This is a genomic window from Enterobacter mori LMG 25706 (assembly GCF_000211415.1).
GTDB lineage: Bacteria > Pseudomonadota > Gammaproteobacteria > Enterobacterales > Enterobacteriaceae > Enterobacter > Enterobacter mori.
The window spans coordinates 52,735-78,842 of sequence record NZ_GL890778.1; the positions used below are offsets into that span (position 1 = coordinate 52,735).

Below are 26,108 nucleotides of genomic sequence, written 5' to 3' on the forward strand. Positions count from 1 at the left end.
ATTCAGCGCACCACATCCCCCAGCGCTTCTTCTAAATCATACCAGCGGAACGCAAACCCGGCCGCTTCCAGCCGTTTTGGCAGCGCGCGCTGTCCGCCTAATACCAGCACAGAGGCTTCGCCCATCAACAGCCGGATCGCCGTCGCAGGTACGCGTAAAATCGCCGGACGATGCAGGGCATGCCCCAGCGCGTGGGCAAACTGTTCATTACGCACCGGATAGGGCGCAACCATGTTAAATGGCCCGCGCAGATCGTTATCCAGCAGCCAGATAATGCCGTTCACCATATCGTCTATATGGATCCACGCCAGATACTGACGCCCGTTGCCAATTGGCCCACCGAGCCCCAGCTTGAAGGGAGGAAGCATTTTACCCAGAATGCCGCCTTTCGGCGCAAGTACTACGCCGGTACGCAGCAGGCAGACGCGGGTACGATCGCTCTGCGCCGCGCAGGCGATACGCTCCCACTGGGCGCAGAGTTTATGGGTAAATTCATTATGCGGCGGCTCCTCTTCGGTCACCACCACTTCGCCGAGATCGCCGTAATAGCCCGTCGCAGAGCCTGAAATGAGCACCGATGGCGGCGTATGGCTGTTGCGAATCAGCTCGACCAGCTTCTCGGTGATAGTCCAGCGGCTGCTGCACAAGCGCCGCTTCTGCTCTTCGGTCCAGCGCTTGTCGGCAATGGGTTCACCCGCGAGGTTGATGACGGCGTCAAAGCCGTCCAAATTCTGCTGCTCAGCCAGACCTTTCCAGATGTCGACACCTGCCCCCAGCACCTGACGTGCTTTCTCCGGGCTGCGCGTCACCACGGTAATCTCATGATGCAGCGCGTGCAGACGGGGAATGAGATGACGGCCAATCAGGCCCGTAACGCCGGTCAGCAGAATCTTCATACAACCTCCAGGTTTATGCCTGGCGTCGCCAGCTTAACGTCATGGAAACGGAGTCGGCGTAACGCAGGGCGTGAAGTTTATCGATCTCGACTTCAGCATAAGTGACCCAGTGATGTTCGCGTGCGATGTCGAGCACATCCTGAGTTAATTTTTCCAGCAAAGAGAAGCGGTTGTTCTCCACGTATTGGATAATGTTTTTGGTGATTGTGCGATAGTTCAGCGCGTCATTGATATCTTCGCTGGCCCGCGCTTTGTCTGCGGGGTAGTGAATAACCACATTGATGACAATGTCCTGCCGGTTGGCAATCTCTTCCTCTTTGATACCGATGAACGTCCGTAAGCGTAAATTTTTTATACGTATAATCGCGTCATGCTGTGACATTGCAGGTCTTCTCCGTGTCAGTATTTGCTGCCCATAATACATGAGAGCGCGTCATGCACCCAACGGGGCAGTGGTCTAAATCTGCTGGATTATTTGCATGGCGCGCTCGGTCGCAGGGCGGGTCCGAATCCGTTCAAACCAGTTATTCACGGCAGGGTATGTCGCCAGGTCAATTCGGTGTTTTTCATGGGTGTTGATCCATGGCCAGCAGGCGATGTCGGCAATGCTGTAATGATCGCCGCCAAGCCACGGCGTTTTCTCCAGCCGACGATTTAGCACGCCATATAACCGCTGGGTTTCAACCTGATAACGTTCTATAGCATAAGGAATAGGCTGCGGGGCGTAGGCGGTAAAGTGATGATTTTGCCCGAGCATCGGCCCGAGACCGCTCGACTGCCAGAAAAGCCATTGCAGGGTGTGGTGACGCTCACGCAATTCACCGCTCAGCAGCTTGCCGGATTTCTCCGCCAGATAGAGCAAAATCTCCCCGGATTCAAACAGACTTAACGGTCTGCCGCCGTCGGCAGGCAGATTATCAATAATGGCCGGAATTTTATTGTTGGGCGATATCGCCAGAAAGACCGGCCTGAACTGATCGCCTTTGCTGATATCCACGCGAATGATCCGGTACTCCAGTTCGGCTTCTTCCAGAAAAAGGGTGATTTTATGGCCGTTTGGGGTAGGGGCATAGTAAAGGTCGATCATTCTCAACTCCTGTTAGTGTGAAAAGTGATGCCATAAAAATCAGTATAGGTGCCTGTTGTAAATCGTGCGTTTTCATCAAGTGACAGCGAGCCAAAGAGATTATATGTTGAGTGAAAACCGTTCAGCCAATGAGGAAGTTATGAACCAGCCTGCGATAACGTTGTGGTCCGATGCCTGTTATTTTTCACCCTATGTGATGAGCGTTTACGTCGCTCTGGCGGAAAAAGGATTGTCTTTCACCCTGAAGACCATTGATCTGGACAGTGGCGAACACCTGAAACCGCAGTGGCAGGGTTACGACCTGACCCGACGCGTGCCGGTGCTGGAGATTGACGGTTTTGCATTGAGCGAATCCTCGGCGATCGATGAATACCTTGAAGATCGCTTTGCGCCGCCGGAGTGGGAGCGCATTTATCCTCACGATCTGCAAAAGCGCGCCCGTGCACGGCAGATCCAGGCGTGGTTGCGCAGCGATCTGGTGCCTATCCGCGTTGAACGTTCCACTGACGTGGTTTTCGCCGCCGTGAGAAAGCCCGCGTTGAGCGCGGAGGGCAGCGCCAGTGCGCATAAGCTGATTGAGACCGCGTCTGCGTTGCTGGCGCACGGTAACCCGAATCTCTTCGGCGAGTGGTGTATTGCGGATACCGATCTGGCGCTGATGCTGAACCGTCTGATCCTCAACGGCGACGAGGTTCCGCAACTGCTGGTGGATTATGCTGCATTCCAGTGGCAGCGCGCTTCCGTACAGCGCTATGTGGCACTCTCCGCTAAGCGCGCGGGCTGATAAGCCCTGGCGCTTCAGGTATGATAGGGCAGTCTGTTTTCCTGAGGAGTGACTGATGAAACTGATGTTTGCGTCGGATATCCATGGATCGCTGCCCGCAACCGAGCGCGTTCTTTCTCTGTTTGCCGAAAGCGGGGCACAGTGGCTGGTGGTGCTGGGCGATGTGTTAAACCATGGCCCGCGAAATGCGTTGCCGGAAGGGTATGCACCCGCGCAGGTGGCGGAAAAACTGAATGAGCATGCCTCGCATATTATCGCGGTGCGCGGTAACTGCGACAGTGAAGTTGACCAGATGCTGCTGCATTTTCCCATCACCGCGCCCTGGCAGCAGGTCCTGCTGGAAAAGAGCCGTCTTTTTTTGACTCACGGTCATCTTTTTAGCCCGGATAACCTTCCGGCACTCGCCGCTGGCGATGTCCTGGTTTATGGTCATACTCATATTCCGGTAGCGGAAAAACGCGGTGAGATTTATCACTTTAACCCCGGTTCGGTCAGCATTCCGAAAGGCGGTTATCCGGCGAGCTATGGCATGCTGGACGGAAATACCCTGAGCGTTATCGCACTTAATGATCAGCAAGTTATTGCGCAGATAGCGATTAATCCGTAAGTTACACCTCAACTGCAAACGCGCCGAAAGAGCGCTTAGACGAGAAGGTTTCCCGATGGTGGAGCAGAATCATTTGGCAAGTACTGAGTGGGTTGACATTGTCAGCGAAGAGAACGAAGTGATCGCGCAGGCCAGCCGCGAACAAATGCGCGCGGAGCGTCTGCGTCACCGTGCAACATACATCGTTGTGCATGACGGCATGGGCAAGATTCTGGTCCAGCGCCGCACGGACACCAAAGATTTTCTCCCCGGTATGCTGGATGCCACGGCGGGCGGCGTTGTGCAGGCAGATGAAGTGCTGCTGGATTCCGCGCGTCGCGAAGCAGAAGAAGAGTTAGGTATCGCCGGTGTGCCGTTTGCCGAGCACGGCCAGTTCTATTTCGAGGACGAAAACTGTCGCGTCTGGGGCGGGCTGTTTAGCTGTGTCTCTCACGGACCTTTCGCCCTGCAGGAAGAGGAAGTGAGCGAAGTCTGCTGGATGACGCCGGAAGAGATCACCGCGCGTTGCGACGAGTTCACCCCGGACTCCTTAAAAGCACTGGCGCTGTGGATGACCCGCAACGCCAAAAACGAATCCGCTAAGCCAGAAAGCAAAGCGGAAAAAGAGGAAGAGGCTGAGTAAGCCTTAACAGCTTTCCCGCAGACAGAGGCTGGACGCGATAGGTTTATGGTCGCGCCAGTCTCCATCATTCAGACGTTCCAGCAACGCTTTCCCGGCCTCAATTCCAATCTTACGATGCGGTACCGCCATGGTCGTCAGCGGCGGCTGACAGACGCGGCTCACGTCGCTATCGCCAAAGCCTACCACTGCTAGATCGTCCGGCACTTTAATGCGTCGACGCTGGCATTCGTAGAGTGCCCCGCAGGCCAGTTCGTCCGAGACGCACACCAGCGCATCCAGCTCCGGCCAGGCCAGCAGGAATTCCGGCAACTGTGCCGCGCCCGTGGAGAAATTTGGCGGCATGGCGGCGTTAATCACTCTGTTCGGCGACAAATGGTGGCGAAGCATGGCTTTGTACCAGCCCTGCAAATGCTGCTGGAAAATCCACTGCTCCTGGTTTGCGCACAGCAGGCCGATATTTTGATAGCCGCGCTGAATCACCATTTCCGTCAGTTCGTACATAGCGGCGACGTTATCAATGCCGATATTCATATCAATCGGATCGGCGCGCATCGCCCCCATTTCCATCACCGGAATGGAGGCATTTTTCAGCCAGTGGCGCACGGTATCCGTGTGCTCGACGCTGAGCAAAATGGCGGCGGCGATATTTGATGCCAGCAGCGTTTCCAGTAATTTCTCTTCCTGCTCAAGACGGTGCTGGGACTCTGCCAGCATGATCTGATATCCGGCGGGTTGCAGCACCTGCTGTAGCCCGGCGAACATCTCTGAGCAACCGGCTTCGGAGAGGTTAGGAACAACCATTGCGATCGTCCATGAAGAGGCTGACGCCAGCGCGCTGGCCGCAAGATTAGGCATGTAGCCCAGCTCCTGCACCGCAGCGTCTATTTTTTCTCGCAGTTTATCGGAAACCTGTTCGGGCGTGCGGAGCGCACGGGACACGGTCATTGTGCCCACACCGGCAAGCAGTGCGACATCGGCCAGCGTCACCTTACCGGTACTGCGTCGTTTTCGGGTTAGAGACATACACCTTCCTGCTAACAGGGCGCGACTACTTTCATCCTTCGCTTCACGTGAAAGGCAGTATACGCCTTAAATCCCTTTTTTTGCTGTGATTTAGCACCGTGATTGCAATTTGATAGCGCTATCACATTTCTGCATGTTAACTATTGGTAGCGCTATCTTTGTGATCCTGATCGCAGTCATTCATTGAGGTGTTGAATAAAGTTTGCTCATCTTTAGCGTTGTAGCCGGAGGGCAAAGTGCTCAAAAAATGGATATATGATACAACCATCACGCTGCAGGAGAGCGTAGAGGACTGGCCGCAGGCGCTGGAGCTGTGCGCGAAGCCGCTACTGGATTTGCAGGTGATTTCGCCGGAATACATCACGGCCATCATCGAGCAGCATCATACTTTGGGTCCTTATTACGTGCTGGCACCAGGGCTGGCGATGCCGCATGCGCGGCCGGAAGAAGGGGCGAAAGGACTTGGCCTGTCATTATTAAAACTGAAAAAAGGCGTCTCTTTCGGTGCCGGTGAGTTTGACCCCGTCGACGTGATAGTCATGCTGGCGGCACCGGACAAACATAGCCATATCGAAATGATCTCGGCGCTAGCAGAATTATTTTCCAGCGATGAGGATATGGCTGAATTACATCAGGCGAATACGCGGGAGGAGATAAAAACCATTATTGACCGCTTCTGATTTAATTCTTTAATCCGATTATTCACAACATTACGCGTCAGCGTGGTGGGGCGTACTCTACTCAAAATAAGGGAACAACAATGAAAATCATGGCTATTTGCGGGTCCGGCCTTGGCAGCAGTTTTATGGTCGAAATGAATATCAAAAAGGTACTTAAAAAGCTGGAAATTGAGGCAGAGGTTGAACACTCCGATCTCTCGTCTGCCACGCCTGGCGCAGCCGACCTGTTCGTGATGGCAAAGGACATCGCGGCCAGTGCCAGCGTGCCGGAAAGCCAGCTGGTGGTGATCAACAACATCATCGACATCAACGAACTTGAAGCGCAGCTGCGTGCCTGGTTCGAAAGACAATAACCCTGATTAGGCGAGGTGGATATGTTTATCCTTGAAACGCTGAATTTCGTTGTTGATATTTTAAAACTCCCTTCGGTGCTGGTGGGATTAATTGCCTTAATCGGTCTGGTTGCGCAGAAAAAAGCGTTTTCAGACGTGGTGAAAGGAACAATTAAAACTATTCTCGGCTTTATTGTGCTGGGCGGCGGCGCCACGGTGCTGGTGGGGTCGTTAAATCCTTTGGGCGGAATGTTTGAGCACGCCTTTACTATTCAGGGCATTATTCCAAACAATGAAGCGATTGTGTCGATTGCGCTGGAAAAATACGGTGCCTCGACCGCGCTGATTATGGCCTTTGGGATGGTGGCGAATATTATCGTCGCGCGCTTTACCCGCCTGAAATACATCTTCCTGACAGGTCACCACACTTTTTACATGGCGTGCATGATTGGCGTGATCCTGACGGTGGCGGGCTTTGAGGGCGTGGGTCTGGTCTTTACCGGCTCGCTGATCCTCGGCCTGATCATGGCCTTCTTCCCGGCGATTGCGCAGCGCTACATGAAGCGCATAACCGGCAACGATGAGATTGCCTTCGGCCACTTCGGCACGCTGGGCTACGTGCTGTCCGGCTGGATTGGCAGCAAGGTTGGTAAGGGCTCCCGCTCAACGGAAGAGATGAACCTGCCGAAGAACCTGAGCTTCCTGCGCGACAGTTCGATCTCCATCTCCCTGACCATGATGATTATCTACCTCATCCTGGCGGTGAGCGCCGGACGTGAGTACGTAGAGGCGACCTTCAGCGGCGGCCAGAACTACCTGGTCTACGCCATCATCATGGCGATCACCTTTGCGGCAGGTGTGTTCATCATCCTGCAGGGCGTACGCCTGATACTGGCGGAAATCGTCCCGGCCTTTACCGGCTTCTCGGAAAAACTGGTGCCCAACGCGCGCCCCGCGCTGGACTGCCCGGTGGTGTATCCGTATGCGCCAAACGCGGTGCTGATTGGCTTCCTGTTCAGCTTCCTCGGCGGGATTGTGGGGTTGTTCATCTGCGGCCAGTTCAGCTGGGTGCTGATCCTCCCGGGCGTGGTACCGCACTTCTTCACCGGCGCAACGGCGGGCGTGTTCGGTAATGCCACCGGCGGACGTCGCGGGGCAATGATTGGCGCATTTGCTAACGGCCTGCTGATCACCTTCCTGCCGGTTCTGCTGCTGCCGGTGCTGGGCGCAATTGGTTTTGCCAACACCACCTTCTCGGACGCTGATTTCGGTGCGGTCGGGATTGTGCTCGGCAACCTGGCGCGCTTCCTGTCGCCGCTTGCCATCACCGGGCTGGTTGTGGCGTTGTTCGCGCTGCTGGTGGCGTACAACGTCTTCGCGAAAAACAAACCTGCAGGCGGTAACGCGCAGGAAAACACCGGAGCTAAATCATGAATGAGAAAGAGATAACCGAACTCGCGCGTCAGATCCGTCTTGAGACGTTGAAATCCCTGACGCAGCTGGGCTTTGGCCACTACGGCGGCAGTATGTCGGTGGTTGAAACCCTGGCCGTGCTGTACGGCGCGGTGATGAAAATCGACCCGGCGGATCCGGACTGGCCAGAGCGAGACTATTTTATCCTGTCGAAAGGTCATGCGGGCCCGGCGCTCTACAGCACGCTGGCGATCAAGGGCTACTTCCCCGTTGAAGAGCTGAGCACGCTCAACCAAAACGGTACGCGGCTGCCAAGCCACCCGGACCGCCTGAAAACGCGCGGCGTGGATGCCACCACCGGCTCGCTGGGACAGGGTATCTCCATCGCGGGCGGTATGGCGCTGTCGCACAAGCTGGCGGGGCGACCGAATCGGGTGTTTTGCATCGTCGGTGACGGCGAGCTGAACGAGGGACAATGCTGGGAAGCCTTCCAGTTTATCGCCCATCATCGCCTGAACAACCTGACGGTGTTCGTGGACTGGAACAAGCAGCAGCTCGACGGCGAGCTGGACGAGATCATCAGCGCGTTCGACCTGGAGGGGAAATTCCGCGCCTTTGGCTTTGACGTGGCGACGGTGAAGGGCGACGACATTCCGGGTCTGCTGGCGGTAACGTCGCGTGTCCCCGAGGCCGAAGCGCGTCCATTAGTTGTCATCCTCGACAGCATCAAAGGGCAGGGGGTGCCGTATCTGGAGCAGCTCAGCAACTCGCACCACCTGCGATTGACCGCGGAGAGCAAAGCGGCCCTCAACGAGACGATTCGCCAACTGGAGGCTTCACATGATTAAGGTTGCACCGGCAGGAGAGAAAGACGCCGTTGAGATGCGTAAGGTCTACGCGGGCTTTGTGGCAAAGCAGATTGAGGCAGGAAGTGAGATTATCGCCCTGGAAGCGGATCTGATGAGCTCGATGGCGATGGACGGCGTGGCGCGCGATTATCCGCAGCACGTGATTAACTGCGGGATTATGGAGGCCAACGTCATCGGCACCGCGGCGGGGCTGTCGCTTACCGGACGTAAGCCGTTCGTGCACACCTTTACCGCGTTTGCCAGCCGCCGCTGCTTCGATCAGCTGTTTATGTCCCTGGACTACCAGCGTAACAACGTGAAGGTGATTGCGTCGGACGCGGGCGTGACGGCCTGCCACAACGGCGGGACACATATGTCATTTGAGGATATGGGCATCGTACGCGGCCTGGCGCACTCGGTGGTGCTGGAGGTGACCGACGCGGTGATGTTCGAGGACGTGCTGCGCCAGCTTATCGACCTCGAAGGCTTCTACTGGGTGCGGACCATTCGTAAACAGGCGCCGAGCGTCTACGCCCCGGGCTCAACCTTCACCATTGGCAAAGGCAACGTGCTGCGCGAGGGGAGTGATATTACGTTGATCGCCAATGGCATCATGGTGGCGGAAGCGCTGGAGGCGGCGCGTCAGCTGGAGCAGGAGGGCGTAAGCGCGGCGGTTATCGACATGTTTACCCTGAAGCCCATCGACCGGATGCTGGTGAAAAACTACGCCGAGAAAACCGGGCGCATCGTCACCTGTGAAAACCACAGCATTCACAACGGGCTGGGGTCGGCGGTGGCGGAAGTGCTGGTGGAAACTTGTCCGGTACCGATGCGGCGGGCGGGCGTCAAGGAGCGTTACGGCCAGGTGGGTACGCAGGATTTCCTGCAGAAGGAGTATGGCCTGACGGCACATGACATTGTGTCGGCGGCGAGAGAGCTGCTGTAAATAAAAAAAGGCGACCCTTTGTGGTCGCCTTTTTGTTGCCCGGTGGCGCTCGCGCTTACCGGGCCTACGGTCCTGTAGGCCGGATAAGCGAAGCGCCATCCGGCAAAACCTTACAATTACTGCTGCTGCGAAGACTGGATCGCGGTCAGAGCGATGGTGTAGACGATATCGTCAACCAGCGCGCCACGGGACAGGTCGTTCACAGGTTTGCGCATGCCCTGCAGCATTGGCCCGATGGAGATCAGGTCTGCAGAACGCTGTACCGCTTTGTAGGTGGTGTTACCGGTGTTCAGATCCGGGAAGATGAACACGGTAGCGCGACCTGCAACCGGCGAGTTCGGCGCTTTGGATTTCGCAACGTCAGCCATTACCGCAGCATCGTACTGCAGCGGACCGTCGATCATCAGGTCAGGACGTTTTTCCTGCGCCAGACGGGTCGCTTCACGCACTTTCTCTACGTCGCTACCTGCACCAGAGGTACCGGTGGAGTAGGAGAGCATTGCTACGCGCGGTTCGATACCGAAGGCAATCGCAGAGTCCGCGGACTGGATAGCGATTTCCGCCAGCTGTTCTGCGGTTGGATCCGGGTTGATCGCGCAGTCGCCGTAAACGTAAACCTGTTCAGGCAGCAGCATGAAGAATACGGAAGAAACCAGAGAGCTGCCCGGTGCAGTTTTGATCAGCTGCAGCGGTGGACGGATGGTGTTCGCCGTGGTGTGAACCGCACCGGAAACCAGACCGTCAACTTCGTCCTGCTCCAGCATCAGCGTGCCCAGCACCACGTTGTCTTCCAGCTGTTCGCGCGCAACGGCTTCGGTCATGCCTTTGCTCTTACGCAGCTCAACCAGACGGGCTACATAGCTTTCGCGAACCACTTCAGGGTCAACGATTTCGATGCCAGCGCCCAGCTCAACGCCCTGAGACGCCGCCACGCGGGTGATCTCATCCGGGTTACCCAGCAGCACACAGGTCGCGATGCCGCGCTCTGCACAGATAGCAGCGGCTTTAACGGTACGTGGTTCGTCGCCTTCTGGCAGAACAACGCGTTTGCCCGCTTTACGCGCCAGCTCGGTCAGCTGGTAACGGAATGCTGGAGGAGACAGACGGCGGCTGCGCTCGGAGGTCGCCGTCAGGGATTCGATCCAGTCTGCGTTGATGTAGCCCGCGACGTATTCCTGAACTTTCTCGATACGCTCGTGGTCATCAACCGGTACTTCCAGGTTGAAGCTCTGCAGGCTCAGGGAGGTCTGCCAGGTGTTGGTGTTCACCATGAAGACCGGCAGGCCGGTGGCGAACGCGCGTTCGCACAGCTTGCTGACTCGTGGGTCCATCTCGTAGGCACCGGTCAGCAGGATCGCACCGATTTCCACGCCGTTCATCGCGGCCAGGCACGCTGCAACCAGCACGTCCGGACGGTCTGCGGAGGTCACCAGCAGGGAACCTGCGCGGAAGTGCTCAAGCATGTGCGGAATGCTGCGCGCACAGAAGGTCACAGACTTCACGCGGCGGGTGTTGATGTCGCCTTCGTTAACCACGGTGGCGTTCAGGTGGCGCGCCATATCGATTGCACGGGTGGCAATCAGATCGAAGCTCCATGGCACCGCGCCCAGTACTGGCAGCGGGCTGGATCCCTGCAGCTTAGCCGGATCAATTTTGATGACTTTCGCTTTAGAAGAGTCGTCGAAGATCTCGGACAGGTCAGGGCGAGTACGGCCCTGTTCATCCACTGGCGCATTCAGTTTGTTCACGATCACGCCGGTGATGTTGGTGTTTTTCGCGCCGCCGAAGCTGCTGCGCGTCAGTTCGATACGCTCGTTCAGCTGCTCTGGGGTGTCAGTGCCCTGAGACATCACGAAAACGATCTCTGCGTTCAGGGTTTTCGCGATTTCAAAGTTCAGAGACTGGGCAAACTGGTGTTTGCGCGTCGGGACCAGACCTTCAACCAGCACCACTTCCGCGTCTTGCGCGTTAGCGTGGTAGTTGGCGATGATCTCTTCCATCAGCACGTCTTTCTGGTTGCTTGACAGCAGAGATTCAACGTGGCTCATCTTCAGCGGTTCAGCCGCTGGCAGATTGGAGTTCTTGCGAACGATGGTGGTGGTCTGGTCTGGCGCATCGCCACCGGCACGCGGCTGGGCGATTGGCTTAAAGACGCTCAGACGAACGCCTTTGCGTTCCATAGCACGGATCACGCCAAGGCTGACGCTGGTCAGGCCGACGCTGGTTCCGGTAGGGATCAGCATAATAGTACGGGACACGGTTTATCCTCTTTCGTTACCGCCGCGATTGGGCGGGTTACAAAACAGCACCGCCAGCATTGCTGGCGGTGTGGAATCAGGCAGTCAGACGGTTCGCGTCTTGAGCGATGACCAGCTCTTCGTTAGTTGGAATAACGATAGCAGGGCGGGTACCTTCTTTGTTGATGAAGCCAGACTTGCCGAAGCGGGCAGCCAGGTTACGCTCGTGATCAACCTCGAAGCCAAGAACGCCCAGTTTGCCCAGGGACAGTTCACGAACCATAGCCGCGTTCTCACCAATACCACCGGTGAAGATTACCGCGTCCAGACGGCCTTCCATCAGTGCAGTGTAAGAACCGATGTACTTCGCCAGACGGTGGCAGTAAACGTCCATTGCACGTTTAGCGTCTGCTTTCTCTGCGTAGTTGTCTTCAACGTAACGGCAGTCGCTGGTCACTTCGGTCAGACCCAGCAGGCCAGACTCTTTGGTCAGCATTTTGTTGATGTCGTCAACGCTCATGCCCAGGGTGTCGTGCAGGTGGAAGATGATCGCCGGGTCGATGTCACCGGAACGGGTACCCATCACCAGACCTTCCAGCGGGGTCAGACCCATAGAGGTATCAACACATTTACCGTTGCGGATAGCAGAAACAGAACCACCGTTGCCCAGGTGACAGGTGATAATGTTGACTTCTTCAACCGGCTTGTTCAGAACTTTTGCGGCTTCCTGAGTCACATAGAAGTGGCTGGTGCCGTGTGCGCCGTAACGACGAACGCCATGCTCTTTGTACAGGCTGTACGGCAGGGCATACAGGTAAGACTCTTCCGGCATGGTCTGATGGAACGCGGTGTCAAACACGGCCACGTTTTTGTCTTTCAGATTCGGGAAGGATTTCAGCGCTTCAGCGATACCGATCAGGTGAGCCGGGTTGTGCAGCGGCGCGAAGGACGCAGAGTCTTTGATGCCCTGAATCACAGATTCGTCGATCACGACGGAGCTGGTGTATTTTTCGCCGCCGTGGACGATACGGTGACCAATCGCAGTCAGCTGAGCAGACAGTTCTGGTTTTTGTGCCAGAATAGTGTTAACGATAAAGTTCAGCGCTTCACTGTGAGCGGCGCCTGCACCTAAAGCCGCTTCTTGTTTGCTGCCGTCCATCTTCCACTTGATACGTGCTTCAGGCAGATGGAAACATTCGGCCAAACCAGAGAGGTACTCGTCACCGTTGAGCGCATCGATGATGGCGAATTTCAGTGAGGAGCTACCGCAGTTCAGAACCAGTACTAACTTACTCGACATGGAAGTACCTATTATTGATACGTGGCTAAAAAAACGTCAGTGAGTCTAAAAGCGTAACGCATGATGACCCAGACATTTATGATTAACATCATGCCAGGCGAACATTCCGGCATGATGAAAGAAATACCTATGATTTTATGCCATTTTGAACATTTTTCAGACAATGGCATAATATGCGATAATTTGACGAGTTAACGGTTCTCGTCTACGGCCTTATCAGGCTGGCACAGGATACCCGATACGGGGTAGCGATGACAAAATATTTTGAACGTTGTCATAGCCTGTTGTGGTTTTGCACAAAAATTTTAATTTTTATATGTGAAGTTGAGGTACAGCCATGTCGACACCCGAAAACCCATCCGTGAATTTCTTTAGTCTGTTTCGTCGGGGGCAGCATTACGCGAAGACGTGGCCACTGGAAAAGCGCCTCGCGCCGATGTTTATAGAGAACCGCACTATCCGCGCCACGCGCTTTGCGATTCGCTTTATGCCCCCTGTTGCCATCTTTACCCTGTGCTGGCAAATTGCCCTCGGCGGCCAGCTTGGACCCGCCGTCGCCACCGCGCTCTTTGCGCTGAGCCTGCCGATGCAGGGGCTATGGTGGCTGGGGAAACGCTCAATTACGCCGCTGCCGCCTACAATTTTACACTGGTTTTATGAAGTCCGTGGAAAACTTGAGGAAGCCGGACAGGCGTTGGCACCGGTCGAAGGCAAGCCGGATTACCAGGCGCTGGCTGACACGCTCAAGCGCGCTTTTAAGCAACTTGATAAAACATTCCTTGATGACTTGTGATTGATCATCGAAACGACTAATAAAAGAAGGCACAGTAACAAACAGTTACCGTGTCTTTTTTTTAAAGCGCAATGCGCTACAGGAGTCGAAAGATGGAAATGACCCATGCCCAACGTCTGATTTTGTCTAACCAGTACAAGATGATGACTATGCTTGATCCCGATAACGCAGAACGCTACAGCCGCTTGCAAACTATCGTCGAACGCGGGTTTGGTTTACAGATGCGCGAACTGGATCGCGAGTTTGGCGAACTGAAAGAAGAGACCTGCCGCATCGTGATCGACATCATGGAGATGTATCATGCGCTGCATGTTTCCTGGACGAATCTCAAAGATCGCCAGTCCATTGACGAGCGCCGCGTAACCTTCTTAGGCTTTGATGCCGCAACGGAAGCGCGCTACCTGAGCTACGTTCGGTTTATGGTGAACACCGAAGGGCGCTATACCCATTTTGATGCGGGTACTCACGGCTTTAACGCGCAAACCCCAATGTGGGAAAAATACCAGCGCATGCTGGGCGTATGGCATTCCTGCCCGCGCCAGTACCATTTAAGCAGCAACGAAATTCAACAAATCATTAATGCATGACGGAGGTACGTGTGCAGTGTAAAGGTTTTCTGTTTGATCTGGACGGTACGCTGGTGGATTCGCTGCCGGTAGTGGAGCGTTCATGGTGCCATTGGGCCGACAGGCACGGCATCGACCATCAGGACGTACTGAATTTCATCCATGGCAAACAGGCCATTACCTCCTTGCGACACTTCTTAGCGGGACGTACTGAGGAAGAGATTCAGGCAGAGTTCAAATACCTCGAGAACATTGAGGCTACCGATACGGAAGGCATCACCGCGCTGCCGGGCGCGCGCGAGCTGCTTGAACATCTGAACGAAGCACATATTCCGTGGGCCATTGTGACCTCCGGCTCCATTCCCGTAGCCCATGCTCGCCATAAGGCGGCGGGTTTACCGAAGCCAGAGGTGTTCATTACTGCAGAGCGCGTCAAGCGCGGCAAGCCAGAGCCGGATGCGTTCTTGCTTGGGGCAGAGCTGCTGGGCCTTGCACCGGCGGACTGCGTGGTGGTGGAAGATGCAGCAGCCGGCGTGCTGGCCGGGCTTAACGCAGGGAGCCACGTGATCGCCGTTAACGTCCCGGCGGACTCTCCCCGGTTGAGTGAGGCGGATTTTGTGCTGAATACACTGACCGCGATTAACGTCACGAAGGGACCCGGCGGAGTTGTAACCGTCTCGCTAAAAATGTAATCCCATGATATAGCCCCACATTGTTGGGGCTTTTTTATGGCAGAATTCTTTATCTTCCACTGACAAGGATAGGTTGTGAACGGTGAACTGATTTGGGTCCTGAGCCTGCTGTTAATCGCCATCATTCTTTTCGCTACAGGCAAGGTGCGCATGGATGCCGTCGCCCTGTTTGTCATCGTCGCGTTTGTGCTGAGCGGCACGCTCACGCTACCCGAGGCATTCTCCGGGTTTAGCGACCCCAACGTTATTCTTATCGCCGCCCTGTTTATCATTGGTGACGGGCTGGTGCGCACCGGCGTAGCGACCATTATGGGAACGTGGCTGGTGAAGGTGGCGGGCAGCAGTGAAACCAAAATGCTGATCTACCTGATGGTGACGGTTGCCGGACTGGGGGCGTTTATGAGCTCAACGGGCGTGGTCGCCATCTTTATTCCGGTGGTGCTGAGCGTCTCCATGCGGATGCAGATCTCGCCATCGCGCCTGATGATGCCCCTGAGCTTTGCCGGTTTGATCAGCGGCATGATGACGCTGGTGGCGACGCCGCCAAACCTGGTCGTCAACAGTGAACTGATCCGCGAAGGATTCCAGGGCTTCAGTTTTTTCAGCGTTACCCCGATTGGGCTTGTCGTTCTGGTGATGGGCGTGGTCTACATGCTGCTGACCCGTTTTGCCCTGAAAGGCGAAAATCAGGATAAAAGCAAAGAGGGCTGGAAGCGACGCACCTTTCGCGATTTGATTAAAGAGTACCGTCTCACCGGGCGTGCACGACGTCTGGCTATTCGCCCCGGCTCACCGATGATTGGCCAGCGGCTGGACGATCTTAAGCTCCGTGAACGCTACGGTGCGAACGTCATCGGCGTGGAGCGCTGGCGTCGTTTCCGCCGGGTGATTGTCAACGTTAACGGGGTGTCGGAATTCCGCGCGCGGGACGTTCTGCTGATTGATATGTCCACCGCAGAGGTAGACCTGCGTGAGTTTTGCAGCGAACAGTTGCTGGAGCCGATGGTGCTGCGCGGCGAGTATTTCTCCGACCAGGCGCTGGATGTCGGAATGGCCGAAGTATCGCTGATCCCGGAATCGGAGCTGTTGGGGAAAACCGTGCGCGAAGTCGGCTTCCGCACCCGCTATGGTTTGAACGTCGTGGGACTAAAGCGCGATGGCGTGGCGATGGAAGGCGCAGTGGTGGATGAGCCGATCCTGCTGGGTGACATCTTTCTCGTCGTCGGTAACTGGAAGCTGATTAGCCAACTCGGGCAAAAAGGGCGTGATTTTGTGGTGCTCAATATGCCGGTTGAAGAGAGCGATGCGTCCCCGGCGCACAGCCAGGCACCTCACGCGATTTTCTGTCTGGTGCTGATGGTCGCACTCATGCTGACCGATGAAATCCCCAATCCGGTCGCGGCCATCATCGCCTGCCTGCTGATGGGGAAATTCCGCTGCATTGACGCCGAAAGCGCGTATAAAGCCATTCACTGGCCGAGCATTATTCTGATTGTCGGGATGATGCCCTTTGCGCTGGCGTTGCAAAAAACCGGCGGGGTGGATTTGATCGTTAAAGGCTTAATGGATGTTGGCGGTGGGTATGGGCCGTACATGATGATGGTCTGTCTGTTTATCATGTGCGCCTCCATCGGCCTGTTTATCTCCAATACCGCGACGGCGGTACTGATGGCGCCTATTGCGCTGGCTATGGCGAAATCCATGGGCGTGTCGCCGTATCCGTTCGCGATGATGGTGGCGATGGCGGCCTCCGCGGCATTTATGACACCGGTATCTTCACCAGTGAATACGCTGGTGCTGGGGCCCGGGAATTATAGATTCAGCGATTTCGTTAAGATTGGCGTGCCGTTCACCGTGCTGGTAATGGTGGTGTGCGTGGTGTTAATTCCGGTTTTATTTCCGTTTTAGCGTGAGCGCAGAAACGTAGGCCGGGTAAGGCGAAGCCGCCACCCGGCGAAAAAATTACAACGGTGAATCCTGGCTAATCTCATCCAGCGACAGATGGAAGCTCGGTACAAATACCTGCATAAAATAATCCATCTCTTCGCTGCGGCGGGACTCCAGCGTTTTTTCCAGACGCGTTTTCGCCAGTAAAAACTCGTTATTCCCCGCAGACAGCTCTTCCAGACATTTCAGGTAGGCACACAGCGCGTCGGCCTGCTTCACCAGCGACTTTTCATCTTCTGTGTACTGATGTTCATCGATAAGCGGCTCAAAGATATCGCGTAATTCATCCGGCACCATATCGATCAGCTTCTGCTGAGCAATCTTCTCAATCGCCTTATATTCCTGCGCAATCTGCGAGTTGAAATATTTCACTGGCGTCGGCAGATCGCCGGTCAGCACTTCCGAGGCATCATGGTACATCGCCAGCAGGGCAATACGTTCAGCGTTGACCTGCCCGTTAAATTTGCGGTTCTTTATGGCGGCCAGTGCGTGAGCGACCATCGCAACCTGCAGGCTGTGCTCTGAAACATTTTCCGTGCGGACGTTGCGCATCAGCGGCCAGCGGTTGATCAGCTTCAGGCGGGAGAGGTGGGCAAAGAAATGACTCTGACTCATAGGTTACCTTTTGTCTTTACTGCGACAGGCATTCATTGTGCGGGGAGGGGAAGCAAGATGCAAATTTGCGGATTTTGTAGGCCGGGCAAGCGCTGCGCCACCCGGCAGAGAGGCAACGTTACTGATGGTAGCCAGAGAGGAAGCGCCCGAAGCGGCTGATGGCCATTTCGAGGTCATCTTCGCGCGGCAGGGTCACAATGCGTACGTGATCCGGCCACGGCCAGTTAAAGGCCGTACCCTGAACCAGCAGCACTTTTTCCTGCAGCAGGAAGTCGAGCACCATCTTCTGGTCGTCGTGAATATTGAAGCGCTTAGCGTCAATTTTCGGGAACATATAGAGCGCGCCGTTAGGTTTCACGCAGGAGACGCCAGGAATATCGTTGATCAATTCCCACGCGCGGTTACGCTGTTCATACAAGCGACCACCGGGAACGATAAACTCGCTAATGCTTTGGTAGCCGCCGAGCGCCGTCTGGATCGCGTGCTGCGCAGGAACGTTGGCACATAAACGCATCGACGCCAGCATTTCCAGCCCTTCAATGTAGCCTTTGGCGTGCTTTTTCGGACCGTTCAGTACCATCCAACCCTGACGGAAACCGGCTACGCGATAGGTTTTAGACAGGCCGTTAAAGGTGACGGTCAGCAGATCCGGGGCCAGCGCGGCGATCGAGTGGTGCTGTGCCGCGTCGTACAGGATTTTGTCGTAGATTTCGTCGGCAAAAATGATCAGGTTGTGCTGGCGGGCTAGCTCGACGATCTCCATCAGCAGTTCTTTCGAATAGACCGCACCCGTCGGGTTGTTCGGGTTAATGATCACGATGCCACGCGTGCGAGGCGTAATTTTCGCGCGAATATCATCAAGGTCCGGGAACCAGTCAGAGGACTCGTCACAGAGATAATGAACGGCTTTACCGCTCGACAGCGACACGGCCGCCGTCCACAGCGGGTAGTCCGGCGCAGGTACCAGCATTTCATCGCCGCTGTTCAGCAGCGCCTGCATCGCCTGCACAATCAGTTCAGAGACGCCGTTGCCGATATAGATATCTTCAACGGTAACGTCACGCATACCGCGCGCCTGATAGTGCTGCATGATGGCTTTACGCGCGGAATAGAGTCCTTTTGAATCGCAGTAGCCTTGTGCAGTAGGAAGGTTGCGGATCACATCAACCAGAATTTCATCCGGCGCTTCAAAACCAAATGGCGCAGGGTTACCAATGTTGAGTTTCAGAACCTTATTGCCTTCCTCTTCAAGGCGTTTGGCCTCTTTCAGAACCGGGCCGCGGATGTCGTAACAGACGTTATCTAGTTTGCTGGATTTTTCGATAGGGGACATGAACCTTTAACCTTTTCGCTAGTATTGCCACTCCCTGCCGTGGAAGTCTGCACGGAACAATGTACTCCCCCCTCGCTTCGTTTTGAAGGGTGTACAGGAGAAGATTTTGTACAATGCGTCAATTCCTGTGGAATCTATTTCACTGCTTGCAGTGAGTTCTGTTGTGCTAAAGTAATGTGATAAGTATGTTTTGAAGTTTATTGTGCTGTTTATTTTGATTTGTATTTCATATTATGCTGATAAAAATAAAAAACATGCCCAATACGCAGTAAGAAGTTCCCCTAAGTGACTTTTCGTAAAATCAGATGCTTCGAGACAGACTGTTGGAATAGTATGCTTAGGCTAAAAGTTACTCATGTGAAATTAATGTTAAGTGTTATTAATGAATGGTCTTAATCTAAATTAAAATTTATTTATTATTAACCAACAAAATGCAACTTTAGTTAATTTTAATAAAATTAGTTGAGAGGCTTAACAGTCCCTCTTAATCCTTAATATTGCAATAAGACTTATAAATAAAGTGGATTTGGGTTAAGATGTCTTTCAGGAAAGCAGGCGCCAGAGCCCTATGTTTTGTATATCTGGATCCGCTTTTCTAAATTAATTGATTGTTATTGTTGGATTTATCTCTGGCTGGTGTGTGCCGAACACATCCTGCTACGTTAACCGCGCTGCGATAAAGATGGCCGTAAAGGTGTCATACCTTTAATGTAATTTACAGAAACCTGCGAACATCTAAATATTCTGAACGTTTAAGAGAATAAAAATAACGTCATGAAACGTGCTTTCTGACTGTTGATATACAGCAGCACAATAACTATCTGTCAGGCAGTCTGCCGGGCCGGGATGCGAGGGAAACCTTCAGAGGGAATTGCTTAACTGTTACACACAGCTTCAACCCGGGCAGCTCCGCACGAGCAACCTGAAAGTGAATAGATATGATAAATGCAAATCGTCCGATAATGAATCTCGACCTCGATCTGCTGAGAACGTTTGTTGCGGTCGCCGATCTCAACACTTTTGCAGCAGCTGCTGCCGCAGTTTGCCGAACCCAGTCTGCCGTTAGCCAGCAAATGCAGCGGCTGGAGCAACTGGTCGGTAAAGAGCTTTTTGCACGTCATGGACGTAATAAGCTCTTAACGGAACACGGTATCCAGCTACTGGGTTATGCCAGGAAAATACTTCGCTTTAATGATGAAGCATGTATGTCTTTAATGTTTAGCAACCTCCAGGGGGTGTTAACATTAGGCGCATCTGATGAGTCAGCGGATACGATATTGCCGTTTCTTCTCAATCGTATCAGTTCGGTTTATCCGAAGCTTGCGCTGGATGTTAGCGTAAAGCGTAATGCTTTTATGATTGAGATGCTCAAAGAGAATGAAGTGGATCTGGTGGTCACGACGCATCGGCCTGGGCAATTTGATTGTCTGACGTTGCGGACTTCTCCAACGCATTGGTATTGCGCGGCTGAATATGTACTGCAACACGGTGAGCCCATTCCATTGGTCTTACTGGATGATCCAAGTCCGTTCCGGGATATGGTGCTGTCGGCGCTCAACGAGGCCAACATTCCGTGGCGTTTGGCCTATGTGGCCTCAACGCTACCCGCTGTTCGAGCTGCCGTGAAAGCGGGGCTCGGCGTAACAGCGCGTCCGGTGGAAATGATGAGTCCGGATCTCCGCGTGTTGGGTAAAAGTGATGGTCTTCCTGCGTTGCCGGATACGGAGTATCTGTTATGCCACAACGCAACCAGCAATAACGAGCTGGCAAAAGTCGTGTTTGAGGCGATGGAAAACTACCATAACCCCTGGCAATACGAGCATGTTACTCCGGAAGGGGGGGATGACTCCCTGATCGTTGAAGGGGACTTTGAGTGATCAAACACTCAAAATTCTCGTAACAAATTGTAAGTGTAAAAAAGAGCCACTCGCGCGATTTTCGCGTGAAGTGGTTTTTTTTTTGGTAAAAATACCCTTTACGAATACAGGGTTAGATCATGTAAGCTTTAAATATCAGTGAGATAGATTGTTTTGGTCAAATCGTGTTCGTTTTGCGTTCTAACTGGCCGCTTCCCCGTTCAATGTTAAAAAAACAGGAAATATGTTGCCGGTTTCTTGATTGAATTAACAAAAGCGTGTCTCAGATCAAGAAAATACTCCTATTTGGGGGGAGGAATCGTTGGCAAATCCTGTCAAAATAGGAGGGTTATTTTTTTTACTTCCAAAACGGACACGATTCAACAACATGCATTTGACGTAAAGTCAGGTACCCACCAGGGTTAAAAGGGCATGAAATGTTAATGAGAATCGCTTGATGTCATTTAATGTGAAGAAACCTTTGTTAAAGTTGACAAAAGGTTATAGAAAGGAGTAAAAAACCCCATCATTTTGCTGTCTATGTCTCATTTCTGACAGTTAGTGTAAGGTTATTTGTTCCTCCCCATGAATCGATGTGATGCCCATCTGCCAGCAAGAGCAGTGTCGTCGGTATCACTTTTGATGAGTAAGCAATGAGTATGTCAACATCCACAGAAGTCATCGCTCATCACTGGGCATTCGCAATCTTTCTTATTGTAGCCATTGGCCTGTGCTGCCTGATGTTAGTCGGCGGCTGGTTCCTGGGCGGTCGCGCCCGCGCAAGGCACAAAAACACACCTTTCGAATCAGGTATTGATTCCGTAGGTACCGCTCGCTTACGCCTGTCTGCCAAGTTCTACCTGGTAGCCATGTTCTTCGTCATCTTCGACGTGGAAGCGCTTTACCTTTTCGCATGGTCGACCTCCATTCGCGAAAGTGGTTGGGTGGGCTTTGTCGAGGCCGCAATTTTCATTTTAGTGTTACTGGCCGGTCTGGTTTATCTGGTGCGTATTGGCGCGCTGGACTGGACGCCTGCGCGTTCACGCCGTGAGCAGATCAACCCGGAAAACAGTATCTCTAATCGTCAGCAGTAACAGCGAGGCAATAAGATGGATTATACGCTCACCCGCATAGATCCTAACGGTGAGAATGACCGTTACCCCCTGCAAAAACAGGAGATCGTAACCGACCCCCTGGAGCAAGAAGTCAATAAAAGCGTGTACATGGGCAAGCTCGAACATGCCATGCACGATATGGTCAACTGGGGTCGTAAGAACTCCATCTGGCCTTACAACTTTGGCCTTTCTTGCTGCTACGTTGAAATGGTGACGTCATTCACTGCGGTGCATGACGTTGCGCGTTTTGGGGCAGAGGTACTGCGTGCTTCCCCACGTCAGGCTGACCTGATGGTGGTGGCCGGTACGTGCTTTACCAAGATGGCCCCGGTTATTCAGCGTCTTTATGACCAGATGCTGGAGCCAAAATGGGTTATCTCCATGGGCGCATGTGCAAACTCTGGCGGTATGTACGACATTTATTCCGTCGTGCAGGGCGTAGATAAGTTTATTCCGGTGGATGTCTACATTCCGGGCTGCCCGCCGCGTCCGGAAGCTTACATGCAGGCGCTGATGCTGCTGCAGGAGTCTATCGGTAAAGAACGTCGCCCACTGTCGTGGGTTGTTGGCGATCAGGGTGTGTATCGCGCGAACATGCAGTCCGAGCGCGAGCGTAAACGTGGTGAACGTATTGCCGTCACCAACTTGCGTACGCCTGACGAAATTTAATTTGCGCCTGTGGGCCTGGAGAACACCTTCGCATATCACTACTCAAATAGCGCGAAGCCAGGCTTAACAGTCACCACGGACCATTTGCAATGGTGAACAATATGACCGACTTAACCGCGCAAGAAGCCGCCTGGCAGACACGGGATCATCTCGATGACCCAGTCGTTGGCGAACTGCGCAACCGTTTTGGGCCGGATGCCTTTACTGTTCAGGCCACCCGCACCGGGGTACCCGTTGTTTGGGTGAAGCGTGAACAATTACCGGAAGTGGTCGATTTCCTCAAGAAATTGCCGAAACCTTACGTCATGCTGTTTGACTTACACGGCATGGATGAACGTCTGCGTACTCACCGCCAGGGTCTCCCTGCTGCGGATTTTTCCGTTTTCTACCACCCGATCTCAATAGACCGTAATACGGATATCATGCTCAAGGTGGCATTGTCTGAAAACGACATGCATCTGCCGACGATCACCAAACTTTTCCCGAACGCGAACTGGTACGAGCGTGAAACCTGGGAAATGTTCGGCATGACCTTTGACGGCCACCCGCACCTGACGCGCATCATGATGCCGCAGACCTGGACCGGCCACCCGCTGCGTAAAGACTATCCGGCACGTGCCACCGAATTCGACCCGTTTGAGCTGACCAAAGCCAAGCAGGATCTGGAGATGGAAGCGCTGACCTTCAAGCCGGAAGACTGGGGCATGAAGCGCGGTACCGAAAACGAGGACTTCATGTTCCTCAACCTCGGTCCGAACCACCCGTCTGCGCACGGTGCATTCCGTATTATTCTTCAGCTTGACGGCGAAGAGATTGTCGACTGCGTGCCTGATATCGGCTACCACCACCGTGGTGCTGCGAAGATGGGCGAGCGTCAGTCCTGGCACAGCTACATTCCGTATACCGACCGTATCGAGTACCTCGGCGGCTGCGTCAACGAAATGCCATACGTGCTGGCCGTGGAGAAACTGGCGGGTATCACCACGCCGGATCGCGTTAACGTGATTCGCGTCATGCTGTCAGAACTGTTCCGTATCAACAGCCACCTGCTGTACATCTCCACGTTCATTCAGGACGTCGGCGCGATGACCCCGGTATTCTTCGCCTTTACCGACCGTCAGAAAATCTACGATCTGGTGGAAGCGATTACTGGTTTCCGTATGCACCCGGCCTGGTTCCGTATCGGCGGTGTGGCACACGATCTGCCGCGCGGATGGGACCGTCTGCTGCGTGAATTCCTTGACTGGATGCCAAAACGTCTGGCGTCTTACGAGAAAGCCGCGCTGCGTAACACCATCCTGAAAGGTCGTTCTCAGGGCGTTGCTGCCTACGGCGCGAAAGAAGCGCTGGAGTGGGGAACGACAGGTGCTGGTCTGCGTGCGACCGGTATTGATTTCGACGTGCGTAAAGCCCGTCCTTACTCTGGCTACGAGAACTTCGACTTTGAAGTCCCGGTGGGCGGCGGTGTTTCCGACTGCTACACCCGCGTGATGCTGAAAGTGGAAGAGCTGCGCCAGAGTCTGCGCATCCTTGAGCAGTGCCTCAACAACATGCCGGAAGGCCCGTTCAAAGCGGATCACCCGCTGACTACGCCGCCGCCGAAAGAGCGCACGCTGCAACATATCGAAACCCTGATCACCCACTTCCTGCAGGTTTCCTGGGGTCCGGTCATGCCGGCGCAAGAATCCTTCCAGATGATTGAAGCGACCAAGGGTATCAACAGTTACTACCTGACCAGCGACGGCAGCACCATGAGCTACCGTACCCGCGTGCGTACGCCAAGCTTCGCGCACCTGCAGCAGATCCCGGCCGCCATTCGCGGCAGTCTGGTCTCCGACCTGATTGTGTATCTGGGTAGTATCGATTTTGTTATGTCAGATGTGGACCGCTAATTATGCACGAGAATCAACAACCACAGACCGAGGCTTTTGAGCTGAGTGAAGCAGAACGTGCCGCCATTGAGCACGAGATGCACCACTACGAAGACCCGCGTGCGGCGTCCATTGAAGCGCTGAAAATCGTACAGAAACAGCGTGGCTGGGTGCCGGATGGGGCGATCTACGAGATCGCAAAAGTGCTGGGTATTCCGGCGAGTGACGTAGAAGGCGTAGCCACGTTCTACAGCCAGATCTTCCGTCAGCCGGTTGGCCGCCATGTGATCCGCTACTGTGACAGCGTTGTCTGCCACATCACCGGTTATCAGGGCATTCAGGCTGCGATTGAGAAGAAGCTCAATATCAAGCCAGGCCAGACCACGTTCGATGGACGCTTTACTCTGCTGCCGACCTGCTGCCTGGGTAACTGCGACAAGGGGCCGACCATGATGATTGATGAGGATACTCACAGCCATCTGACGCCGGAAGCGATTCCTGACCTGCTGGAGCAGTACAAATGAAAACTGTAATTCGTACTGCTGAGACGCATCCGCTGACCTGGCGTCTGCGCGATGATAAACAGCCGGTATGGCTTGAAGAATACGAAAGCAAAAACGGCTATGCCGGTGCGCGTAAAGCCCTTGGCGGCATGGCGCCGGACGACATCGTTAACGCGGTAACAGATTCTGGCCTGAAAGGGCGCGGCGGTGCGGGCTTTTCCACCGGTCTGAAGTGGAGCCTGATGCCGAAAGATGAATCCATGAACATCCGTTACCTGCTGTGTAACGCCGATGAAATGGAGCCGGGTACCTATAAAGACCGCCTGCTGATGGAGCAGTTGCCGCACCTGCTGGTGGAAGGCATGCTGATCTCCGCGTTTGCGCTGAAAGCGTACCGTGGCTACATTTTCCTGCGCGGTGAGTACATCGAAGCGGCAGAAAACCTGCGTCGCGCGATTGCCGAAGCCACCGAAGCGGGCCTGCTGGGTAAAAACATCCTGGGCACCGGGTTTGACTTCGAACTGTTCGTGCACACCGGTGCCGGGCGTTACATCTGCGGTGAAGAAACCGCGCTGATTAACTCCCTGGAAGGCCGCCGTGCGAACCCGCGCTCTAAGCCACCGTTCCCGGCAAGCTCCGGCGTATGGGGTAAACCGACCTGCGTAAACAACGTCGAAACCCTGTGTAACGTTCCGGCTATCCTCGCCAACGGCGTGGAGTGGTATCAGGGCATCTCCTCAAGTAAAGATGCCGGTACCAAGCTGATGGGCTTCTCCGGTCGCGTTAAAAATCCTGGCGTCTGGGAACTGCCGTTCGGTACCACTGCACGCGAAATTCTTGAAGACTACGCGGGCGGCATGCGCGATGGCCTGAAATTCAAAGCCTGGCAGCCGGGTGGGGCAGGGACTGACTTCCTGACCGAAGCCCACCTCGATCTGCCAATGGAATTCGAAAGCATTGGTAAAGCAGGCAGCCGTCTGGGTACGGCGCTGGCGATGGCCGTCGACCATGAGATCGGCATGGTCTCGCTGGTGCGTAACCTGGAAGAGTTCTTCGCCCGCGAGTCCTGCGGCTGGTGTACACCGTGCCGTGACGGTCTGCCGTGGAGCGTGAAGATCCTGCGTGCAATCGAACGTGGCGAAGGCCAGCCTGGCGATATCGAGACACTTGAGCAACTGTGTCGATTCTTAGGCCCAGGCAAAACCTTCTGTGCCCACGCACCGGGTGCCGTCGAGCCGCTGCAGAGCGCGATTAAATATTTCCGCGACGAATTCGAAGCAGGCATCAAGCAGCCGTTCAGCAATACCCATTCAATCAATGGGATTCAGCCGAACCTGCTGAAAGCGCGCTGGTAAAAACAGAATTTTGATTAA

Annotated in this window: 26 protein-coding genes; 18 read left to right on the plus strand and 8 right to left on the minus strand. The window is 54.4% G+C overall.

The window, feature by feature from the left end; all coding sequences use genetic code 11:
- Window positions 1-2: 2 nt before the first annotated feature.
- The 3 genes from ENTMO_RS0116490 to yfcG form a co-directional block, all read right to left on the minus strand.
- The gene (locus ENTMO_RS0116490) at window positions 3-896 is read right to left on the minus strand and encodes a TIGR01777 family oxidoreductase (protein ID WP_010433278.1); all 894 of its coding nucleotides are present in this window, start codon (window positions 894-896) and stop codon (window positions 3-5) included.
- Window positions 897-909: 13 nt separating this feature from the next.
- Entirely contained in the window at window positions 910-1,278 is a 369-nt protein-coding gene (gene folX, locus ENTMO_RS0116495) for a dihydroneopterin triphosphate 2'-epimerase (protein ID WP_010433280.1), read from the minus strand.
- A 75-nt stretch (window positions 1,279-1,353) separates the two neighbouring features.
- Window positions 1,354-1,983, minus strand: coding sequence for a GSH-dependent disulfide bond oxidoreductase (gene yfcG / locus ENTMO_RS0116500; RefSeq protein WP_010433282.1), 630 nt, complete (start codon window positions 1,981-1,983; stop codon window positions 1,354-1,356).
- 139 nt (window positions 1,984-2,122) lie between these two features.
- Between yfcG and yfcF the strand changes: the two genes are divergently transcribed.
- From yfcF to yfcD, 3 genes are read left to right on the plus strand one after another with little or no spacing between them, the layout of a single operon-like run.
- Window positions 2,123-2,767 (plus strand): glutathione transferase, encoded by a 645-nt coding sequence (gene yfcF, locus ENTMO_RS0116505; RefSeq protein WP_010433284.1) that lies wholly within the window; start codon window positions 2,123-2,125, stop codon window positions 2,765-2,767.
- Window positions 2,768-2,822: 55 nt separating this feature from the next.
- Window positions 2,823-3,374 (plus strand): phosphodiesterase, encoded by a 552-nt coding sequence (yfcE, locus tag ENTMO_RS0116510; RefSeq protein WP_010433287.1) that lies wholly within the window; start codon window positions 2,823-2,825, stop codon window positions 3,372-3,374.
- A 55-nt stretch (window positions 3,375-3,429) separates the two neighbouring features.
- On the plus strand, window positions 3,430-3,996 hold the full coding sequence (gene yfcD, locus ENTMO_RS0116515; RefSeq protein WP_010433290.1) for an NUDIX hydrolase YfcD: 567 nt from the start codon (window positions 3,430-3,432) through the stop codon (window positions 3,994-3,996).
- Between the two features lie 3 nt (window positions 3,997-3,999).
- Here the strand turns inward: yfcD and ENTMO_RS0116520 are convergent, their stop codons facing one another.
- Complete coding sequence (locus ENTMO_RS0116520) at window positions 4,000-5,019, minus strand: LacI family DNA-binding transcriptional regulator (protein WP_010433293.1); 1,020 nt, start codon at window positions 5,017-5,019, stop codon at window positions 4,000-4,002.
- A 236-nt stretch (window positions 5,020-5,255) separates the two neighbouring features.
- On the opposite strand from ENTMO_RS0116520, the gene ENTMO_RS0116525 reads away from it, so the two are divergent.
- The 5 genes from ENTMO_RS0116525 to ENTMO_RS0116545 all read left to right on the plus strand — a co-directional run bounded on the left by ENTMO_RS0116525 (window position 5,256) and on the right by ENTMO_RS0116545 (window position 9,238).
- Complete coding sequence (locus ENTMO_RS0116525) at window positions 5,256-5,699, plus strand: PTS sugar transporter subunit IIA (protein WP_010433295.1); 444 nt, start codon at window positions 5,256-5,258, stop codon at window positions 5,697-5,699.
- 80 nt (window positions 5,700-5,779) lie between these two features.
- The gene (locus tag ENTMO_RS0116530; protein WP_003861447.1) at window positions 5,780-6,052 is read left to right on the plus strand and encodes a PTS sugar transporter subunit IIB; all 273 of its coding nucleotides are present in this window, start codon (window positions 5,780-5,782) and stop codon (window positions 6,050-6,052) included.
- A gap of 21 nt (window positions 6,053-6,073) precedes the next feature.
- Window positions 6,074-7,465 carry a PTS ascorbate transporter subunit IIC gene (locus tag ENTMO_RS0116535; protein ID WP_010433302.1) on the plus strand — a complete coding sequence of 464 codons (1,392 nt, stop codon included), beginning with the start codon at window positions 6,074-6,076 and terminating at the stop codon, window positions 7,463-7,465.
- On the plus strand, window positions 7,462-8,292 hold the full coding sequence (locus tag ENTMO_RS0116540) for a transketolase (RefSeq protein WP_010433305.1): 831 nt from the start codon (window positions 7,462-7,464) through the stop codon (window positions 8,290-8,292). Before ENTMO_RS0116535 ends, ENTMO_RS0116540 begins: the two co-directional genes overlap by 4 nt.
- On the plus strand, window positions 8,285-9,238 hold the full coding sequence (locus tag ENTMO_RS0116545; RefSeq protein ID WP_010433307.1) for a transketolase family protein: 954 nt from the start codon (window positions 8,285-8,287) through the stop codon (window positions 9,236-9,238). Before ENTMO_RS0116540 ends, ENTMO_RS0116545 begins: the two co-directional genes overlap by 8 nt.
- A 116-nt stretch (window positions 9,239-9,354) precedes the next feature.
- Here ENTMO_RS0116545 and pta read toward each other — a convergent pair whose 3' ends face one another.
- Window positions 9,355-11,496, minus strand: a complete 2,142-nt coding sequence (gene pta / locus ENTMO_RS0116550; RefSeq protein WP_010433310.1) for a phosphate acetyltransferase — start codon at window positions 11,494-11,496, stop codon at window positions 9,355-9,357.
- A 76-nt stretch (window positions 11,497-11,572) separates the two neighbouring features.
- Entirely contained in the window at window positions 11,573-12,775 is a 1,203-nt protein-coding gene (gene ackA, locus ENTMO_RS0116555) for an acetate kinase (RefSeq protein ID WP_010433314.1), read from the minus strand.
- 337 nt (window positions 12,776-13,112) lie between these two features.
- Between ackA and yfbV the strand changes: the two genes are divergently transcribed.
- The 4 genes from yfbV to ENTMO_RS0116575 all read left to right on the plus strand — a co-directional run bounded on the left by yfbV (window position 13,113) and on the right by ENTMO_RS0116575 (window position 16,734).
- Window positions 13,113-13,568, plus strand: coding sequence for a terminus macrodomain insulation protein YfbV (gene yfbV, locus ENTMO_RS0116560; RefSeq protein ID WP_010433317.1), 456 nt, complete (start codon window positions 13,113-13,115; stop codon window positions 13,566-13,568).
- Window positions 13,569-13,660: 92 nt separating this feature from the next.
- Window positions 13,661-14,155 carry a YfbU family protein gene (locus tag ENTMO_RS0116565; RefSeq protein ID WP_010433320.1) on the plus strand — a complete coding sequence of 165 codons (495 nt, stop codon included), beginning with the start codon at window positions 13,661-13,663 and terminating at the stop codon, window positions 14,153-14,155.
- Window positions 14,156-14,166: 11 nt separating this feature from the next.
- Window positions 14,167-14,826 carry a sugar phosphatase gene (locus tag ENTMO_RS0116570; protein ID WP_010433324.1) on the plus strand — a complete coding sequence of 220 codons (660 nt, stop codon included), beginning with the start codon at window positions 14,167-14,169 and terminating at the stop codon, window positions 14,824-14,826.
- Between the two features lie 75 nt (window positions 14,827-14,901).
- Window positions 14,902-16,734: an SLC13 family permease gene (locus tag ENTMO_RS0116575; protein ID WP_010433326.1), complete on the plus strand. Its 1,833-nt coding sequence runs from the start codon at window positions 14,902-14,904 to the stop codon at window positions 16,732-16,734.
- 54 nt (window positions 16,735-16,788) lie between these two features.
- Here ENTMO_RS0116575 and yfbR read toward each other — a convergent pair whose 3' ends face one another.
- Window positions 16,789-17,388 (minus strand): 5'-deoxynucleotidase, encoded by a 600-nt coding sequence (gene yfbR / locus ENTMO_RS0116580; protein ID WP_010433329.1) that lies wholly within the window; start codon window positions 17,386-17,388, stop codon window positions 16,789-16,791.
- Between the two features lie 118 nt (window positions 17,389-17,506).
- Window positions 17,507-18,721, minus strand: a complete 1,215-nt coding sequence (alaA, locus tag ENTMO_RS0116585; protein WP_008500204.1) for an alanine transaminase AlaA — start codon at window positions 18,719-18,721, stop codon at window positions 17,507-17,509.
- Between the two features lie 938 nt (window positions 18,722-19,659).
- Here alaA and lrhA point away from each other — a divergent pair.
- The 6 genes from lrhA to nuoF all read left to right on the plus strand — a co-directional run bounded on the left by lrhA (window position 19,660) and on the right by nuoF (window position 26,090).
- Window positions 19,660-20,598, plus strand: a complete 939-nt coding sequence (gene lrhA / locus ENTMO_RS0116590; RefSeq protein ID WP_010433332.1) for a transcriptional regulator LrhA — start codon at window positions 19,660-19,662, stop codon at window positions 20,596-20,598.
- A gap of 632 nt (window positions 20,599-21,230) precedes the next feature.
- Entirely contained in the window at window positions 21,231-21,671 is a 441-nt protein-coding gene (gene nuoA / locus ENTMO_RS0116595) for an NADH-quinone oxidoreductase subunit NuoA (RefSeq protein ID WP_010433335.1), read from the plus strand.
- A gap of 15 nt (window positions 21,672-21,686) precedes the next feature.
- Window positions 21,687-22,361, plus strand: a complete 675-nt coding sequence (gene nuoB / locus ENTMO_RS0116600) for an NADH-quinone oxidoreductase subunit NuoB (protein WP_003861482.1) — start codon at window positions 21,687-21,689, stop codon at window positions 22,359-22,361.
- An 89-nt stretch (window positions 22,362-22,450) separates the two neighbouring features.
- Window positions 22,451-24,253 carry an NADH-quinone oxidoreductase subunit C/D gene (gene nuoC / locus ENTMO_RS0116605; RefSeq protein WP_010433341.1) on the plus strand — a complete coding sequence of 601 codons (1,803 nt, stop codon included), beginning with the start codon at window positions 22,451-22,453 and terminating at the stop codon, window positions 24,251-24,253.
- Between the two features lie 2 nt (window positions 24,254-24,255).
- Complete coding sequence (gene nuoE, locus ENTMO_RS0116610; RefSeq protein WP_006176513.1) at window positions 24,256-24,756, plus strand: NADH-quinone oxidoreductase subunit NuoE; 501 nt, start codon at window positions 24,256-24,258, stop codon at window positions 24,754-24,756.
- Window positions 24,753-26,090 carry an NADH-quinone oxidoreductase subunit NuoF gene (nuoF, locus tag ENTMO_RS0116615; protein WP_010433348.1) on the plus strand — a complete coding sequence of 446 codons (1,338 nt, stop codon included), beginning with the start codon at window positions 24,753-24,755 and terminating at the stop codon, window positions 26,088-26,090. Before nuoE ends, nuoF begins: the two co-directional genes overlap by 4 nt.
- Window positions 26,091-26,108 lie beyond the last annotated feature (18 nt).